This is a genomic window from Ectothiorhodospira lacustris (assembly GCF_022227785.1).
GTDB classification, from domain to species: domain Bacteria; phylum Pseudomonadota; class Gammaproteobacteria; order Ectothiorhodospirales; family Ectothiorhodospiraceae; genus Ectothiorhodospira; species Ectothiorhodospira lacustris.
Map to the genome: position 1 here is coordinate 78,119 of NZ_JAJNQM010000003.1, position 17,675 is coordinate 95,793.

Genomic DNA, 17,675 nt, shown 5'->3' on the forward strand with positions numbered 1-17,675 from the left:
AATCATTCCTCGGAGGCCGCGGCGCCGTCCGAATCCCCATTGGATTCGGGCGTCACCGGGGTCTGCGACGGAGCAGCGGCCACTTCCGGCACGGACAAGGACAGGCCCCCGCCGTGACGCCGGCGGCGCCGCTCCTTGTGGTACGCCAGCCCGGAACCGGCCGGGATCAGGCGACCCACGATCACGTTCTCCTTCAGGCCGCGCAGGTCATCCCGGGCACCGCGCACAGCGGATTCGGTCAGCACCCGCGTGGTTTCCTGGAAGGAAGCCGCGGAGATGAAGGATTCCGTGACCAGCGAGGCCTTGGTGATGCCCAGCAACACCCGATCATACAGGGGATGTTGCTTGTCCGGTCCCAGCATATCCATCTCTTCCACCACCCGGGCACGATCCACCTGCTCCCCATTGAGGAAGCGGCTGTCTCCCGGATAGGTGATTTCCACCTTACGCAGCATCTGGCGAATGATCACCTCGATGTGCTTGTCGTTGATTTTCACACCCTGCAGACGATAGACGTCCTGGATTTCCTTGACCATGTACTCGGCCAGGGCGGTTACGCCCAGCAGACGCAGAATGTCGTGGGGGTTGGGTTCGCCGTCGGCGATCACTTCCCCGCGCTCCACATGCTCACCTTCGAACACGTTCACCTGACGCCACTTGGGAATCAGCTCCTCATGGGTCTCGCTGCTCTTCTCATCGGTGATGATCAGACGCTGCTTGCCCTTGGTGTCCTTGCCGAAGCTGACCGTACCGGAACGTTCCGCCAGGATGGCCGGCTCTTTGGGCTTCCTGGCCTCGAACAGATCGGCCACCCGAGGCAGACCACCGGTGATGTCGCGGGTCTTGGAGGATTCCTGCGGGATACGGGCGATAACGTCACCCACCTCCACTGCGGCGCCGTCTTCCAGGTTCACGATGGCGCCGCTCTGCAGCACATAGTGAGCGGGGATCTCGGTACCCGCCAGGCACAGATCCTGACCGTTGGGGCCCATCAGCTTCACCGTGGGACGCAGGTCCTTGCCCTGGGACCCACGAGATTTGGGATCGATGACCACGGTGGACGTCAGTCCGGTGATATCGTCCACCTGCTTGTTCACCGTCACGCCGTCGATGAAGTCGTGGGTACGGATGGTACCGGCCACCTCGGTGATGATCGGGTGAGTATGCGGGTCCCAGGTTGCCACTTCCTTGCCGGCTTCCACGGCCTCGCCATCGACCACCATGATGACCGCACCATAGGGCAGCTTGTAGCGCTCACGCTCACGGCCGGCATCGTCAATGACGCCGATTTCACCGGAACGGGACACTGCCACCAGGTTGCCGTGCTTGTTCGACACCGTCTTGATGTTGTGCAGACGGATGGAACCCTTGCCCTTGACGGAAATGCTGCTGGCGGCCGCGGTACGGCTGGCGGCGCCCCCGATGTGGAAGGTACGCATGGTAAGCTGGGTACCCGGCTCACCGATGGACTGAGCGGCGATGACACCCACCGCCTCACCGATGTTCACCCGGTGTCCACGCGCCAGGTCGCGGCCATAGCATTTGGCACAGATGCCGTGACGGGTCTGGCAGGTGATGGCGGAACGCACCACGACCTCGTCTACACCGGCAGCTTCCATGGTGTCCACGGCGTCCTCATCCAGCAGGGTGCCGCGAGACATGATCAGTTCGCCGCTCAGGGAAAGCACGTCCTCGGACAGCACACGACCCAGCACCCGCTCACGCAGCGGTTCCACCACGTCGCCGCCTTCGATAATGGGCTTCATGACGATACCCTGATCAGTACCGCAATCCGGCTCGGTCACCACCAGGTCCTGGGCCACGTCCACCAGACGACGGGTCAGGTAACCGGAGTTGGCGGTCTTGAGTGCCGTATCCGCCAGACCCTTACGGGCACCGTGGGTGGAGATGAAGTACTGCAGCACGTTCAGACCTTCACGGAAGTTCGCCGTGATGGGAGTCTCAATGATGGAACCGTCCGGCTTGGCCATCAGGCCGCGCATCCCCGCCAGCTGACGGATCTGGGCGGCGGAACCTCGCGCCCCGGAGTCGGCCATCATGAAGATGGAATTGAAGGAAGGCTGCTTGACGAGATTGCCTTGGGCATCTTCCACCTCGTCCTTGCCCAGCTTCTCCATCATGGCCTTGGCCACCTGGTCGTTGGTATGGGACCAGATGTCCACCACCTTGTTGTAGCGCTCGCCCTTGGTCACCAGACCCGAGGAATACTGCTCCTCGATATCCTTCACCTGGGTCTCGGCAGCGGCCAGGATGCCCAGCTTCTCGTCCGGAATCACCATGTCGTTGATACCGAAGGAGACACCGCCCCGGGTGGAGTACTTGAAGCCGGTGTACATCAGCTGGTCGGCGAAGATCACCGTCTCCTTCAGACCCACGCGGCGGTAGCAGTGGTTGATCAGCCCGGAAATGGCCTTCTTGGTCAGATCGCGGTTGACGATCTCGAACGGCAGGCCCGGGGGCAGAATGCGGGACAGCAGGGCACGGCCCACGGTAGTCTGATAGCGGGTCAGGGTCTCCGAACGCTCACCGTCCTCGCTCACCACCACTTCGCGGATGCGCACCTGCACGCGGGCGTGCAGTTCCACCACGCCGTTCTCGTAGGCGCGATGCACCTCGTCCACGTCACTGAACAACATGCCCTCGCCCTTGGCATTGATGCGATCGCGGGACATGTAGTACAGGCCCAGCACGATGTCCTGGGACGGCACGATGATGGGCTCACCGTTGGCGGGCGAGAGGATGTTGTTGGTGGACATCATCAGGGCGCGGGCTTCCAGCTGCGCCTCCAGGGACAGCGGCACATGCACCGCCATCTGGTCGCCGTCGAAGTCCGCGTTGAACGCGGCGCAGACCAGCGGATGCAGCTGAATCGCCTTGCCCTCGATGAGCACCGGTTCAAAGGCCTGAATGCCCAGGCGATGCAGGGTCGGTGCCCGGTTGAGCATCACCGGGTGCTCGCGGATCACCTCTTCAAGGATATCCCAGACCTCCGGCCCTTCCCTTTCCACCAGCTTCTTGGCTGCCTTGATGGTGGTGGCCAAGCCACGGCGGTGCAGCTTGCCGAAGATGAAGGGCTTGAACAGCTCCAGGGCCATCTTCTTGGGCAGACCGCACTGGTGCAGACGCAGGGTCGGACCCACCACGATCACGGAACGACCGGAGTAGTCCACGCGCTTGCCCAGCAGGTTCTGACGGAAGCGACCCTGCTTGCCCTTGATCATGTCGGCCAGGGATTTGAGCGGGCGCTTGTTGGTGCCGGTGATGGCACGGCCGCGACGGCCGTTGTCCAGCAGGGCGTCCACCGCCTCCTGCAGCATGCGCTTTTCGTTGCGCACGATGATGTCAGGGGCATTGAGCTCCAGCAGACGCTTGAGACGGTTGTTGCGGTTGATGACCCGGCGATACAGATCGTTCAGGTCGGAGGTGGCGAAGCGACCACCGTCCAGGGGCACCAGGGGACGCAGATCCGGCGGCAGCACCGGCAGCACCGTGAGGATCATCCACTCGGGCTTGTTGCCGGACTCCAGGAAGGACTCGATCAGCTTCAGGCGCTTGGCCAGACGCTTGATCTTGGTGTCGGAATTGGTCTCGCGCACTTCCGTGCGCAGGCGGCCGGCCTCCTGCTGCAGATCGATGGAGCGCAACAGTTCGAACACAGCCTCGGCGCCCATGCGGGCATCGAACTCGTCACCGTGTTCTTCGATGGCATCCAGGTACTGCTCGTCGCTCAGCAACTGGCCCCGTTCCAGGGTGGTCATGCCCGGATCCACCACCACGAAGGCTTCAAAATACAGCACCCGCTCAATGTCGCGCAGGGTCATGTCCAACAACAGGCCGATGCGGGACGGCAGGCTCTTGAGGAACCAGATATGGGCCACCGGGCTGGCCAGCTCGATATGACCCATGCGCTCGCGGCGCACCTTGGTCTGGGTCACTTCCACGCCGCACTTTTCACACACCACGCCGCGGTGCTTGAGGCGCTTGTACTTGCCGCACAGGCACTCGTAGTCCTTGATGGGGCCGAAGATCTTGGCGCAGAACAGGCCATCCCGTTCCGGCTTGAAGGTACGGTAGTTGATGGTTTCCGGCTTCTTGACCTCGCCGAATGACCAGGACCGGATCATTTCAGGGGACGCCAGCGCGATCCGGATGGCATCAAATTCTTCCACCTGGCCTTGCTGCTTGAGTAGATTGAGAAGATCTTTCATCGATTCACCTCGATTGAGTCGGAGCGGACACGTCCTGATTGCCCGACGGGGCGGACGGAAGGTCCGCCCCCGTCATGTGGTCCTGGCTCAGTCCTGCTCCAGTTCGATATTGATGGCCAGCGAACGAATTTCCTTCATGAGTACATTGAAGGACTCGGGAATATTCGCTTCCATCCGGTGATCGCCGTCGACGATGTTCTTGTACATCTTGTTGCGGCCCTGTACGTCATCAGACTTCACGGTCAACATTTCCTGCAGCGTATATGCCGCGCCGTAGGCCTCAAGGGCCCAGACTTCCATCTCCCCGAAGCGCTGGCCACCGAACTGGGCCTTGCCGCCCAGCGGCTGCTGGGTGACCAGGCTGTACGGGCCGGTGGAACGGGCGTGCATCTTGTCATCAACCAGATGGTTCAGCTTCAGCATGTGCATGTAGCCCACGGTGACCGGCCGATCGAAGGTCTCACCGGTCCGGCCGTCACAGAGGAAGGTCTGACCGGTTTCCGGCAGATCCGCCAGCTTGAGCATGTGCTTGATCTCATGCTCCTCGGCACCGTCGAACACCGGAGTGGCCATGGGCACGCCGCGACGCAGGCGCTTGGCCAGTTCGATGACCTCCTCGTCGGAGAGCTGGGACAGGTCTTCCTTGATGTTCTTGGGATCATGGTTGTAGATTTGATCCAGGAACCGGCGCAACTCGTCCATCTGGGCCTTGGCATCGATCATGCGGCCGATCTTCTGGCCCAGCCCCTTGGCCGCCCACCCCAGATGGGTTTCCAGCACCTGCCCCACGTTCATGCGCGAAGGCACGCCCAGCGGGTTGAGCACGATGTCCACGGGGGAACCGTCCTCCAGGTAAGGCATGTCCTCCATCGGCACGATCATGGACACCACACCCTTGTTACCGTGGCGGCCGGCCATCTTGTCACCGGGCTGCATGCGACGCTTCACGGCCAGATAGACCTTGACCATCTTCAACACGCCGGGCGCCAGATCGTCACCGGCGGTGAGTTTGGCCTTCTGCTCCTTGAAGCGCTTCTCGAAGGCGTCATGCTGCAGCTTGAGCTGGTCCTGCATCAGTTCCAGCTGTTCGTTGACTTCCTCACTGCGCATGCGGATCTCGAACCACTTCTCACGAGGCAGTTCGCTCAGGTAGGTGCGGGTCACCTTGGCGCCATCCTTCAGGCCGCCGGGGCCACCGGCCGCCAGCTTGCCGGAGAGCAGTTTCTCCACGCGATCGTAGATGTCGTCCTCGTAGATACGCAGCTGATCCTTGAGGTCCTTGCGGACGGATTCCAGGGCCATTTCCTCGATCTGCAGGGCACGCTTGTCCTTCTCCACACCGTCGCGGGTGAAGACGCGGACATCGATCACGGTGCCCTCGATACCGGAAGAGACACGCAGACTCGTGTCCTTCACGTCCGAGGCCTTCTCGCCGAAGATGGCGCGCAGCAACTTCTCTTCCGGGGTCAGCTGGGTCTCGCCCTTGGGCGTGACCTTGCCCACCAGGATATCACCCGGCTTCACCTCGGCCCCCACGTAGACGATGCCCGACTCATCCAGCTTGGAGAGCAGACCTTCGGACACGTTGGGGATATCGGCACTGATCTCCTCCGGCCCCAGCTTGGTATCCCGGGCCACGCAGGTGAGTTCCTCGATGTGGATCGAGGTGAAGCGATCTTCCTGTACCACCCGCTCGGAGATGAGGATGGAGTCCTCGAAGTTGTAGCCGTTCCAGGGCATGAAGGCCACCAGCATGTTCTGGCCCAGGGCCAGTTCACCCAGATCCGTGGAGGAACCATCGGCAATGACGTCACCGCGGGCGATGACGTCACCCACGCGGACCAGCGGGCTCTGGTTGATGCAGGTGTTCTGGTTGGAACGGGTGTACTTGATGAAGTTGTAGATGTCCACACCGGGTTCGCCGGCTTCGGTCTCGTCATCGTTGACGCGCACCACCACACGGGCGGCATCCACGGAGTCCACCACGCCACCCCGGAGGGCCACGATGGAAGAACCGGAGTCGATGGCCACGGTACGCTCGATGCCGGTGCCCACCACCGGGGTCTCGGCACGCAGACAGGGCACGGCCTGACGCTGCATGTTGGAACCCATGAGGGCGCGGTTGGCGTCGTCATGCTCCAGGAATGGAATCAGTGCCGCCGCCACGGAGACGATCTGCTTGGGCGAGATGTCCATGCACTGGATCTTGTCCGGAGTGGACATGGTGAACTCGTTCTGGAAACGGCAGGACACCAGCTCGTCCATCAGGCTACCGGCCTCATCCAGGGTGGCGTTCGCCTGGGCGATGACGTAGTTGCCTTCCTCAATGGCCGACAAATACAGGATTTCCTCGGTCACCTTGCCGTCCACCACCCGGCGGTACGGCGTTTCCAGGAAGCCGTAGCGGTTGGTGCGGGCGTACACGGCCAGAGAGTTGATCAGGCCGATGTTCGGACCTTCCGGGGTCTCGATGGGGCAGACGCGACCATAGTGCGTGGGATGCACGTCACGGACTTCGAAGCCCGCCCGCTCGCGGGTCAGACCACCGGGGCCCAGGGCCGAGATACGACGCTTATGGGTGACCTCGGACAGCGGGTTGTTCTGGTCCATGAACTGGGACAGCTGGCTGGAGCCGAAGAACTCCTTCACCGCCGCCGCCACCGGCTTGGCGTTGATCAGTTCCTGAGGCATCAGGCCCTCACTCTCGGCCACGCTCAGGCGTTCCTTCACGGCGCGCTCCACGCGCACCAAGCCGACGCGGAAGACGTTTTCCGCCATCTCGCCCACGCTGCGCACGCGACGGTTGCCCAGGTGGTCGATGTCGTCCACATGGCCGTTGCCGTTACGGATGTCGATCAGGACCTTGACCACGTCCAGGATGTCTTGGTTATCCAGCACGCCCGGGCCGACCTCTTCCTCACGACCCACGCGACGGTTGAACTTCATCCGCCCCACGGCGGAGAGATCATAGCGGTCTTCGCTGAAGAACAGGCTCTGGAACAGGTTCTCGGCGGCATCCTTGGTCGGCGGCTCGCCCGGACGCATCATCCGGTAGATCTCCACCTGGGCCTCCAGCTGGGAGCGCGTGGTGTCGATCCGCAGGGTGCTGGAGATATAGGGGCCGTGATCCAGATCGTTGGTATACAGGGTGCGGAAGGTCTTGACGCCGGAACGACGGATCTTCTCCAGCATGTCGGGAGTCAGTTCGTCGTTGGCGTTGGCCACCAGCTCGCCGCTGTCTTCATCGGCGACGGTATGGGCCAGAATCTTGCCCACCAGGAATTCGGCCGGCACTTCCAGGGACTTCAGCTCGGCCTGTTCCATCTGGCGCACATGACGGGCGGTGATGCGCCGGCCGGATTCCACCAGCAGCTGATCGCCCACGTAGATGTCAAAGGCCGCCGTCTCGCCGCGCAGGCGCTCCGGGACCAGTTCCATCTCGAAACCTTCCTTGAGGATCTTGACCGTATTGGTCTCGAAGAAGGTTTCCAGGATGTCTTCTTCCTCCATGCCCAGGGCACGGAGCAGCACCGTCGCAGGCAGCTTGCGGCGACGGTCGATACGTACAAAGATGGAGTCCTTCGGATCAAACTCGAAGTCCAGCCAGGAGCCGCGGTAGGGAATCACGCGGGCATTGAACAGCAGTTTGCCGGAGCTGTGGGTCTTGCCCTTGTCGTGGTCGAAGAACACGCCGGGGGACCGGTGCAGCTGGGACACGATCACGCGCTCGGTACCGTTGATCACGAACGTACCGTTGTCGGTCATGAGCGGCAGTTCGCCCATGTAAACTTCCTGCTCCTTGATGTCCTTGACCACGCGGGAGCCCGCCGGGGCTTCCTTGTCGTAGATCACCAGGCGCAGCAGCACACGCAGCGGGGCGGCGTAGGTCATCCCACGCAGCTGACATTCCTTCACATCAAATACGGGATCACCCAAGCGATAGCTGACGTATTCCAGTTCCACGGACCCGGAATAGCTCACGATCGGGAACACCGACTTGAAGGCGGCGTGCAGACCTATCTCGTCGCGGCCCTGACGGGGCTCGCTCATCTGCAGGAACTGACGGTAGGAATCAATCTGCGTGGCCAGCAGATAGGGGACATCGAGGATCTGGGGCCGTTTGCCGAAATCCTTGCGGATGCGCTTCTTCTCGGTGTAGCTATAAGCCATTGTGATTCCTCACACTAGAATCGACACGCCACCCTTGTGTGCGGGGTGAAGTGGAGCAAGCAGCAAGAGGCCGGCGGTGTATCACCGCCAGCCCCCGGGTGTCACGCGAGCAAGTCGCGAAACAAAGACCAGACCAACGCCTTACTTGAGTTCGACGCTGGCGCCGGCTTCTTCCAGTTCCTTCTTGATCTTCTCGGCTTCATCCTTGTTCACGCCTTCCTTCACGGTGGCCGGAGCGGATTCGACCATGTCCTTGGCTTCCTTCAGACCCAGACCGGTCAGGCCGCGGATGACCTTGATCACGTTGACCTTGTTGGCGCCGAAGCTGGTCATGACGACATCGAACTCGTCCTTGACTTCGGCAGCGGCTTCGCCACCGGCGGCGGCAACGGGGGCGGCAGCCACGGCAGCGGCAGCGCTCACGCCGAACTTCTCTTCCATCGCGGAAATCAGATCAACGATTTCCAGAACGGTCATGTTGGAAATGGTTTCCAGGATTTCTTCTTTCGAAACAGCCATGGTTAACTCCTAAGAGGGTGTGATACCCGATTCGGTTCAAAAATATGCTCAGGCAGCAGCCTGTTTCTGGTCGCGAATAGCGGCCACAGTGCGAACGAACTTGCCCGGGACTTCGTTGAGGGTGCGCGCGAACTTGTCGAGCGGCGCCTTCATGACAGCCATGAGCAGGCTGATGGCCTGGTCGCGGGTCGGCATGCTGGCCAGACGATCCAGATCGCCCGGACCCAGCAGCTGTCCACCCACGGACACCATCTTGCACTCCAGCTTCGCGTGGCTCTTGGCAAAGTCCTTGACCAGTCTTGCAGCAGCACCCGGATCTTCCTGGGAGAAGGCCAGGACCAAGGGTCCGACCATACCTTCCTGCATGCACTGGAAATCGGTCCCCTCGACCGCACGACGGGCGAGGGAATTCTTCACCACCCGCAGGTAGACGCCGGACTCACGCGCTTTCTTGCGCAGTTCGGTCATCTCGCCCACGGAGAGCCCGCGATATTCAGCCGCAACGGCTGAATAAGCACTGGCGGCCACCGCAGCGACCTCAGAGACAATCGCCTTCTTGTCTTCGAGATTCAGTGCCACGGATATACCTCCTGTTTGACGTCAAGGGCTTGCGCCGTTGACGCTGAGTGATAAAGCCGAGAGCGGTAAGACCCTCGACTACCTTTACGGCGTACCCTCAGCAGGAAGAACCTGAATCGGGAGACACCGTCTGCGCAGGCGGACCTGATGCTTCCATTAAGTCCCGGCAACCCGGGACGCCTGCGGTCTTGGACGGATACCGGCTTGCGCCGGCAGTCCCACCCAAACTAATTTCGAATCCGTATTACAGCGACAGGGAACCCTGATCCACCGGCAACCCGGGACCCATGGTGGTGGAAACGGTCACCCGCTTCATGTACACACCCTTGGCGGCAGCCGGCTTGGCCTTCATCAGATCGCCCAACAGCGCCATCAGGTTTTCTTCCAGCGCCTTGGGCTCAAAGCTCACGTTGCCGATGGTGCAGTGAATGATACCGCCCTTGTCCGTGCGGTAACGCACCTGACCGGCCTTGGCATTTCTCACCGCACCCGCCACGTCGGCAGCCACCGTACCCACCTTGGGGTTCGGCATCAGGCCGCGGGGACCCAGGATCTGGCCCAACTGCCCCACCACACGCATGGCGTCGGGGCTGGCGATCACCACATCAAAGTTCAGATTGCCGGCCTTCACTTCGGCGGCCAGATCATCCATGCCCACGATGTCGGCACCGGCTTCACGGGCGGCGTCGGCATTGGCACCCTGGGTGAACACGGCCACGCGCACGGTCTTGCCGGTGCCGTTGGGCAGCACGGTGGAACCACGCACCACCTGGTCGGACTTACGCGGGTCCACGCCCAGGTTCACGGCCACGTCCACGGATTCACTGAACTTGGCGGAAGCCGTATCCTTCAGCAGATGAAGGGCATCGGACAACGGATACATCTTGCCGGGCTCAACCTTTTCGCGGATCGCCCGCATGCGCTTGCTCAGCTTTGCCATCTCACACGCCCTCCACGTCAAGACCCATACTGCGCGCACTGCCGGCGATGGAACGCACGGCGGCTTCCATATCTGCGGCGGTCAGATCGGGCATCTTGGTACGGGCAACTTCTTCCACCTGCTCACGGGTCACCTTGCCCACCTTGACGGTATTGGGCGTGGCGGAACCCTTGGGCACACCAGCGGCCTTGCGCAGCAGCACGGAGGCCGGCGGGGTCTTGGTGATGAAGGTAAAGGAGCGGTCGGAATAGACGGTGATCACCACAGGAATCGGCAGACCCGGCTCCAGACTCTGCGTCTGGGCATTGAAGGCCTTACAGAATTCCATGATGTTCACACCGCGCTGACCCAGTGCGGGGCCGACGGGGGGACTGGGGTTGGCCTTACCGGCGGCCACCTGAAGCTTGATGTAAGCTTCGATCTTCTTAGCCATGACATGAACTCCTGAGTGTGGGTGCTAGCGCCTTTCGGCTCCCCTGAGGAAAAGCGGCAGGACCCAGGGCTCCCCGGGTCCTGCCGCAATTCGGTAATTCCAGCAGATCTATACCTTCTCGACCTGATGGAACTCCAGCTCCACGGGCGTGGAGCGGCCAAAAATCTGCACAGCCACCAGCAGGCGGTTCTTGTCGTAGTTGACCTCTTCGACGACGGCATTGAAGTCGTTGAAGGGACCATCGGTAACCCGGACCACTTCGCCGGGCTCGAACAAGACCTTGGGACGCGGCTTTTCCGCGCCTTCCTGCATACGCTGCAGAATGACATCGGCCTCCTTGTCCGAAATCGGCGTGGGACGATCGGCGTTGGCGCCGATGAAACCCAGCACCTTGGGCACGCTCTTGACGAGGTGCCAGGTATCTTCATCCATTTCCATCTGGACCAGGACATACCCGGGGAAGAACTTGCGCTCACTCTTGCGCTTCTGTCCGTCGCGCATTTCCACCACTTCCTCGGTGGGCACGAGGATGTCCCCGAACTTGTCCTGCATGTCAAAACGGGTAATGCGCTCCTTGAGGGAGCGCTTCACCTGGTTCTCAAAACCGGAATATGCATGCACGACATACCAACGCAGGGCCATCTTGACTTCCTAATTGCTCAGCGGATGAATTCGCGAATCGACCACCCCAGCAGCATATCGATCAGCCACAGCATGATCGCCACAAGGATAGTCACCGCCAGGACGACCAGAGAGGTCTGCAAGGTCTCGACCCGGGTGGGCCAGACCATCTTGCGCACTTCGGTGCGCGAATCCTGGAGGAAACCCGCCAGCGTCCGACCCTTGGCAGTGGTAAACACGATACCCACCGCCACCCCGCTGATTGCCAGCAGGCCCAGAACACGGAGGAGTGTTGACCCATCCGAGAACCAATAAAAGCCGATGACGCCCGCCACCAGCAGCCCGACGGCTACCAGCAGCTTGACGGTATCGAAACCGGCACCTTCTACTTCCGCTTTACCTGCCATGGGATAGAACTTGACCCGGGTGCAATCGCAACTGCCTGCGAGAGATGGCAGGCCAGGAGGGACTCGAACCCCCAACCTGCGGTTTTGGAGACCGCTGCTCTGCCAATTGAGCTACTGGCCTGTAACAACCGATACAAGCGAACCGCCTTCTGATTCAAACCCGGCACCCGCCTTCCGACGGGCGCCGAACTCAAGCCGTTCCAGCTGGACGATTGTATCGCCTCGGCGGATGACTCCGCCAGTACTTCTTACTGCTTACTGAATGATCTTGGCGACCACGCCGGCACCGACGGTACGGCCACCTTCACGGATCGCGAAGCGCAGACCGTCTTCCATCGCGATCGGCGCGATCAGGGACACGGTCATCTTCACGTTGTCACCCGGCATCACCATCTCGATGCCTTCCGGCAGATCGCAGGAACCGGTCACGTCCGTGGTACGGAAATAGAACTGCGGACGGTAGCCGTTGAAGAACGGGGTGTGACGACCACCCTCTTCCTTCGACAGCACGTAAACTTCCGCTTCAAACTTGGTGTGCGGGGTGATCGAGCCGCTCTTGCACAGCACCTGACCACGCTCCACTTCGTCACGCTTCGTGCCGCGCAGCAGCACACCCACGTTGTCACCCGCCTGACCCTGATCCAGCAGCTTGCGGAACATCTCCACGCCGGTCACGGTGGTCTTGATGGTGTCGTGGATACCCACGATGGAGACTTCGTCTCCCACCTTCACGATGCCGCGCTCGATACGACCGGTCACTACAGTACCACGTCCGGAGATGGAGAACACGTCTTCCACCGGCATCAGGAACGCACCGTCGATGGCACGCTCAGGCTCCGGAATGTATTCGTCCAGGGCGGTAATCAGCTTGTCGATCGCCGGCATGCCGATATCGGAAGTATCGCCTTCCAGCGCCTTCAGCGCAGAACCCACGATGATCGGAGTATCGTCGCCAGGGAAGTCGTAACTGGACAGCAGGTCACGCACTTCCATATCCACCAGCTCCAACAGCTCGGCGTCGTCCACCATGTCGGCCTTGTTCAGGAACACGACGATGTAGGGCACACCCACCTGACGGGCCAGCAGGATGTGCTCGCGGGTCTGGGGCATCGGGCCGTCAGCGGCAGACACCACCAGGATCGCGCCGTCCATCTGCGCCGCACCGGTGATCATGTTCTTCACGTAGTCGGCGTGGCCGGGGCAGTCCACATGGGCGTAGTGACGATTATCAGACTCGTACTCCACGTGCGCGGTGGCAATGGTGATACCGCGAGCGCGCTCTTCCGGGGCGTTGTCGATCTGGTCGTAGGCACGGGCCTCACCACCAAATTTCTTCGCCTGAACCACCGTCAGCGCCGCCGTCAGCGTGGTCTTGCCATGGTCAACGTGACCAATGGTGCCCACGTTCACGTGCGGCTTCTTACGCTCGAATTTTTCCTTCGACATGGTCTAGCACCCCGGCTGAAGTTCTTGCTTTACACAAAATAGACAATGGAGCCCATAACCGGATTTGAACCGGTGACCTCTTCCTTACCAAGGAAGTGCTCTACCGACTGAGCTATATGGGCCTGACTCTATAACACTGATGCTGTTGGAGCGGGTGATGGGAATCGAACCCACATCATCAGCTTGGAAGGCTGAGGTTCTACCGTTGAACTACACCCGCGGAACCCCGCACTGCCGGTAGCGCCACTCAGTCGCCTTGCCGGCACCCGCCCAAAAAAAACGGGACACGGGACGCCAAGTAAAACACCTCATCCTCCCCTTACTCAGGAAGGAAACCCGGCGCTCACACCTTAATGTAGTGGATAAACGCCGGAACCAGGAATCTGGTGGAGGGGGAAGGATTCGAACCTTCGAAGGCTGAGCCAGCAGATTTACAGTCTGCCCCCTTTGACCGCTCGGGAACCCCTCCAGGGGTGAAAGCCGGTGATTATTCGCATGAGCGCCCCCGCTGTCAAGCACTAATTTCGATTGAAGTGAAATTCCCGGTCATTCCCCCGGCCCACGCAGCAAATCCCTCATCCCCGATAGCTCCGTCATTCCCGCGAAAGCGGGAATCCAGAACCTGCGGCCCGACCTCGCCCCCCTTCCGTCATTCCCGCGAAAGCGGGAATCCAGTCATAGGCTGAAAACTCTGGACTCCCGCCTTCGCGGGAGTGACGGAAAGAGGCATCGGGGAGCACAGGAAGAGTGGACCGGGGAGACGGAGGAAGAAGGGCATCGGGGAGTGGCGGAAAGAGGCTTACTCAGTGTTTCCTTAATGAAGTCATCACGGGCCTTTGCTACGATGCCTGATTGACTCAAAGATCCACATCAGGGGAATCGCACGATCATGAAGGTCACCATATACGGCTCCGGCTATGTAGGACTGGTCACGGGCGCCTGCCTGGCGGAAGTGGGCAACCACGTCCTGTGCGTGGATATCGACCCCGACAAAATCGAGCGCCTCAAGCGCGGCGAAATCCCCATCTACGAGCCCGGCCTGGAAGACCTGGTGACCGAAAACACCGCCGCCGGACGCCTCTCCTTCACCCTGGACCCGGCAGAAGGCGTCAAACACGGCCTGTTCCAGTTCATCGCCGTGGGCACCCCGCCTGACGAGGACGGCTCCGCCGATCTGAGCCACGTCCTCGCCGTCGCCCACGCCATTGCCGACAACATGAGCGAGTACCGCATCGTGGTGAACAAGTCCACCGTCCCCGTGGGCACCGCCGACAAGGTCAAGGCGGCCATCACCGACACCCTGGCCCAACGCAGCTCCCAGGTGGACTTCGACGTGGTCTCCAACCCGGAATTCCTCAAGGAAGGGGCCGCCATCGACGACTTCATGAAGCCCGACCGCATCATCGTCGGCACCGACAACCCGCGCACCGCCGAACTCATGCGCGCCCTCTATGCCCCCTTTAACCGCAACCATGACCGGGTCATGGCCATGGACATCCGCTCTGCAGAGCTGACCAAATACGCCGCCAACGCCATGCTGGCCACCAAAATCAGCTTCATGAACGAACTGGCCAACCTGGCGGAAAAGCTGGGCGCCGACATCGAGCACGTGCGCCAGGGCATCGGCTCCGACCCGCGCATCGGCTACCACTTTATCTACCCCGGCTGCGGTTACGGCGGCTCCTGCTTTCCCAAGGACGTGAAGGCCCTGGAACGCACCGCCCGCCAGGTGGGCTTCAAGGCTCAACTGCTGGCCGCCGTGGAAGACGTAAACGAGCGCCAAAAAGAGCGCCTGTTCGACAAGATCCGCACCCATTTCAACGGCGACCTCAAGGGCCGCACCATCGCCCTGTGGGGCCTTTCCTTCAAACCCAACACGGATGACATGCGCGAAGCCTCCAGCCGCACCCTGATGGAAGCCCTGTGGGATGCCGGCGTCCACGTTCGCGCCCACGACCCGGTGGCCATGGAAGAATGCGCCCGCCTCTATGGTGAACGCCCGAACCTGACCCTGTGCGAAGACCACGAAGAGGCCCTGGCAGGTGCCGACGCGCTGGCCATCGTCACCGAGTGGAACGTCTTCCGCAGCCCGGACTTCGACCTGATCCGCAAGCAGCTCAAGACCCCGACCATCTTTGACGGTCGCAACCTCTACGAGCCGCGACACATGGAAGACATGGGGTTTGCCTATTACGCCATCGGCCGAGGCCGGTCCATCCAGGCCTGAGCCCGAGGGATCACCATGTCAAACAAACCCATCCTGGTCACCGGCGGCGCCGGCTACATCGGCAGCCACACCGCCCTGATGCTGGCCGAGGCCGGTGAACGCGTCATCGTCCTGGACAACCTCTCCACCGGCTTCGCCGACGCCGTCACCCAGGGCGAACTGATCATCGGCGATGTCGCCGACAAGGCGCTGGTCAGCCGCATCCTGCACGAGCATGACATCGACACCGTCATGCACTTCGCCGCCCACACCATCGTCCCCGAATCCGTCGCCGATCCGCTCAAATACTACGGCAACAACACCTGCGGCACCCGCAACCTGCTGGAATGCTCCGCCCGGGCCGGTGTAAAGAATTTCGTCTTCTCCTCCACCGCCGCCGTCTACGGCATCCCCCGCGACGGCATCGCCCGGGAAGACAGCCCCACCGCCCCCATCAACCCCTACGGCACCTCCAAGCTCATGAGCGAATGGATGCTCCGGGATCTCTCCGCCGCCTGTGATCTGCGCCACGTCATCCTGCGCTACTTCAACGTCGCCGGCTCGGACCCGGAAGGCCGCATCGGCCAGTCCACGGCAAAGGCCACCCTGCTGGTCAAGGTGGCCTGCGAAGCCGCCGTGGGCAAACGACCTCATGTCTCGGTCTTCGGCACCGACTACCCCACCCCCGACGGCACCGGGGTGCGTGACTACATCCACGTCAGCGACCTGGCGGCCGCCCACCTCAAGGCCCTGGAACACCTCCGCGCCGGAGGCGAATCAGACACCTTCAACGTGGGCTACGGCCACGGCCTGAGCGTCAGGGAAGTGCTGGATGCGGTGGAGCGCCTGAACGGCAAGCCGCTGGACATCCGGGAAGAACCGCGCCGCCCCGGCGACCCGCCCAGCCTGGTGGCCGCGGCGGACCGAATCCGCGCCACACTGGGCTGGACCCCGCGGCACGACGACCTGGCGTTCATCGTTCGCACCTCGCTGGAGTGGGAACGGGCGCCGCGCTACTAGGAAGAAACAGGCCCGGCGATGAACCGGGCCTCAGGACTGCCGAACAAAGGCCTTCCTGCCCAGGTGCATCACCAACAAATGAGGGGGCATTTTCTGCCAGTGCCCCCGAATGATCAGCAACCACTCACTCAAACGCCGATAGACACCCCGATCCAGGGTGTCCGAAGGGGACAGGGACATCCTCAACCCCCAGTCCAGCACCGCCCCCCCGAACCCCACTGGATAACGGCGCCGCGCCAGATCCAGCACATCTCCCGGGACAGGGGTACCCACCAGACGATCCAGGTAATGCAGCGCCATGAAAAGGGGACGCTCAAGCCCGATCTCGGCCGCCCGCAGCAGCAGGCGCCGCCAGTCCTCGTCACCCGAAAAACCCCGGATCATCCCGTCCAGATCCAACAGATCCCGGAGCCCACCGGCCATCTCGCCCTCGGAAAAGAACAGATGCGTCGCGCTGTGCAGCACCCGGTCCTCCGGCGCCAGCACCCTGAAGAAACAGCCGTCGAGGGTCATCGCGGCATCCATCAGCAAGTCCGGACGGGTCTTCAGACGGGCCGTGGGCGGCAGGATCGAATGATGGACGTCAAGGGTCGTGCCGCGACGGATATGCTGCAGCGGCGGCAATTCATGCATCCATTCACGGTAATAGCGCTGATCGTAGTCGTCATGATGACTGTTCACCCAGCCCTTGAGCATCAGCGCCGCCTCCACCCGAGGCAACGCCTCCGGCGCCACCATGATGTCGATATCACCAAACAGGCGCCCTCCGGCAAACGCCAGATCGGCCACATGGTAGGCCGCGCCCTTGAGCAGAATGACCGGCACATCCAGCCCGGACAGCGCCTCCTCGATACAGGAAAGCTCCCACCGCAGCTCCTCTGCCTGGGTATTCACCCGGGCAATGGCCCATTCCAGATGCTGACGAGGACCGATGGGCACGGACGCCAGTAATCCGCACGCCTCAAGCCCCACCGCCAACCGGCCAAGCAATCGACTCAGGCGGGCCTGCCTGATCAATACGTCCCACTGGCCGGGAGAAAGGGTCCCCAGGGATACGGGATCCAGCACCCCGGACACGAGCAGTTCCCTTGCCGAACCACGCGCG

General features: G+C 61.8%; 12 protein-coding genes and 4 tRNA genes. 2 read left to right on the plus strand and 14 right to left on the minus strand.

The window, feature by feature from the left end; genetic code table 11:
- Window positions 1–2: 2 nt before the first annotated feature.
- From rpoC to LQ952_RS01470, 13 genes are all read right to left on the minus strand, one after another.
- Complete coding sequence (gene rpoC, locus LQ952_RS01410; RefSeq protein ID WP_238620781.1) at window positions 3–4,229, minus strand: DNA-directed RNA polymerase subunit beta'; 4,227 nt, start codon at window positions 4,227–4,229, stop codon at window positions 3–5.
- 87 nt (window positions 4,230–4,316) lie between these two features.
- Window positions 4,317–8,399 (minus strand): DNA-directed RNA polymerase subunit beta, encoded by a 4,083-nt coding sequence (gene rpoB, locus LQ952_RS01415; RefSeq protein ID WP_238620783.1) that lies wholly within the window; start codon window positions 8,397–8,399, stop codon window positions 4,317–4,319.
- Window positions 8,400–8,540: 141 nt separating this feature from the next.
- Window positions 8,541–8,918, minus strand: coding sequence for a 50S ribosomal protein L7/L12 (gene rplL / locus LQ952_RS01420; RefSeq protein WP_008933195.1), 378 nt, complete (start codon window positions 8,916–8,918; stop codon window positions 8,541–8,543).
- Between the two features lie 48 nt (window positions 8,919–8,966).
- Window positions 8,967–9,491 (minus strand): 50S ribosomal protein L10, encoded by a 525-nt coding sequence (rplJ, locus tag LQ952_RS01425; protein ID WP_238620805.1) that lies wholly within the window; start codon window positions 9,489–9,491, stop codon window positions 8,967–8,969.
- A 250-nt stretch (window positions 9,492–9,741) separates the two neighbouring features.
- Window positions 9,742–10,437, minus strand: a complete 696-nt coding sequence (gene rplA, locus LQ952_RS01430) for a 50S ribosomal protein L1 (protein WP_238620784.1) — start codon at window positions 10,435–10,437, stop codon at window positions 9,742–9,744.
- Between the two features lies 1 nt (window position 10,438).
- A complete protein-coding gene (gene rplK / locus LQ952_RS01435; RefSeq protein ID WP_238620786.1) occupies window positions 10,439–10,870 on the minus strand; it encodes a 50S ribosomal protein L11 in 432 nt (143 codons plus the stop codon).
- Window positions 10,871–10,978: 108 nt separating this feature from the next.
- The gene (gene nusG, locus LQ952_RS01440) at window positions 10,979–11,512 is read right to left on the minus strand and encodes a transcription termination/antitermination protein NusG (protein WP_238620787.1); all 534 of its coding nucleotides are present in this window, start codon (window positions 11,510–11,512) and stop codon (window positions 10,979–10,981) included.
- 17 nt (window positions 11,513–11,529) lie between these two features.
- Entirely contained in the window at window positions 11,530–11,898 is a 369-nt protein-coding gene (secE, locus tag LQ952_RS01445) for a preprotein translocase subunit SecE (RefSeq protein WP_238620789.1), read from the minus strand.
- Between the two features lie 45 nt (window positions 11,899–11,943).
- Window positions 11,944–12,019: transfer RNA gene (locus LQ952_RS01450), tRNA-Trp, on the minus strand.
- A gap of 134 nt (window positions 12,020–12,153) precedes the next feature.
- The gene (gene tuf, locus LQ952_RS01455; RefSeq protein WP_238620790.1) at window positions 12,154–13,344 is read right to left on the minus strand and encodes an elongation factor Tu; all 1,191 of its coding nucleotides are present in this window, start codon (window positions 13,342–13,344) and stop codon (window positions 12,154–12,156) included.
- Between the two features lie 46 nt (window positions 13,345–13,390).
- Window positions 13,391–13,466 (minus strand) — tRNA-Thr (locus tag LQ952_RS01460).
- Window positions 13,467–13,490: 24 nt separating this feature from the next.
- Window positions 13,491–13,564 (minus strand) — tRNA-Gly (locus LQ952_RS01465).
- Between the two features lie 164 nt (window positions 13,565–13,728).
- Window positions 13,729–13,813, minus strand: a tRNA-Tyr gene (locus tag LQ952_RS01470).
- A gap of 420 nt (window positions 13,814–14,233) precedes the next feature.
- On the opposite strand from LQ952_RS01470, the gene LQ952_RS01475 reads away from it, so the two are divergent.
- Both LQ952_RS01475 and galE read left to right on the plus strand, forming a co-directional pair.
- Window positions 14,234–15,571 carry a UDP-glucose dehydrogenase family protein gene (locus tag LQ952_RS01475; RefSeq protein ID WP_238620791.1) on the plus strand — a complete coding sequence of 446 codons (1,338 nt, stop codon included), beginning with the start codon at window positions 14,234–14,236 and terminating at the stop codon, window positions 15,569–15,571.
- A 15-nt stretch (window positions 15,572–15,586) separates the two neighbouring features.
- Window positions 15,587–16,570: a UDP-glucose 4-epimerase GalE gene (galE, locus tag LQ952_RS01480; RefSeq protein WP_238620794.1), complete on the plus strand. Its 984-nt coding sequence runs from the start codon at window positions 15,587–15,589 to the stop codon at window positions 16,568–16,570.
- Window positions 16,571–16,600: 30 nt separating this feature from the next.
- Here the strand turns inward: galE and LQ952_RS01485 are convergent.
- On the minus strand, window positions 16,601–17,675 hold a 1,075-nt coding region (locus LQ952_RS01485; protein ID WP_238620796.1), incomplete at its 5' end, for a nucleotidyltransferase domain-containing protein.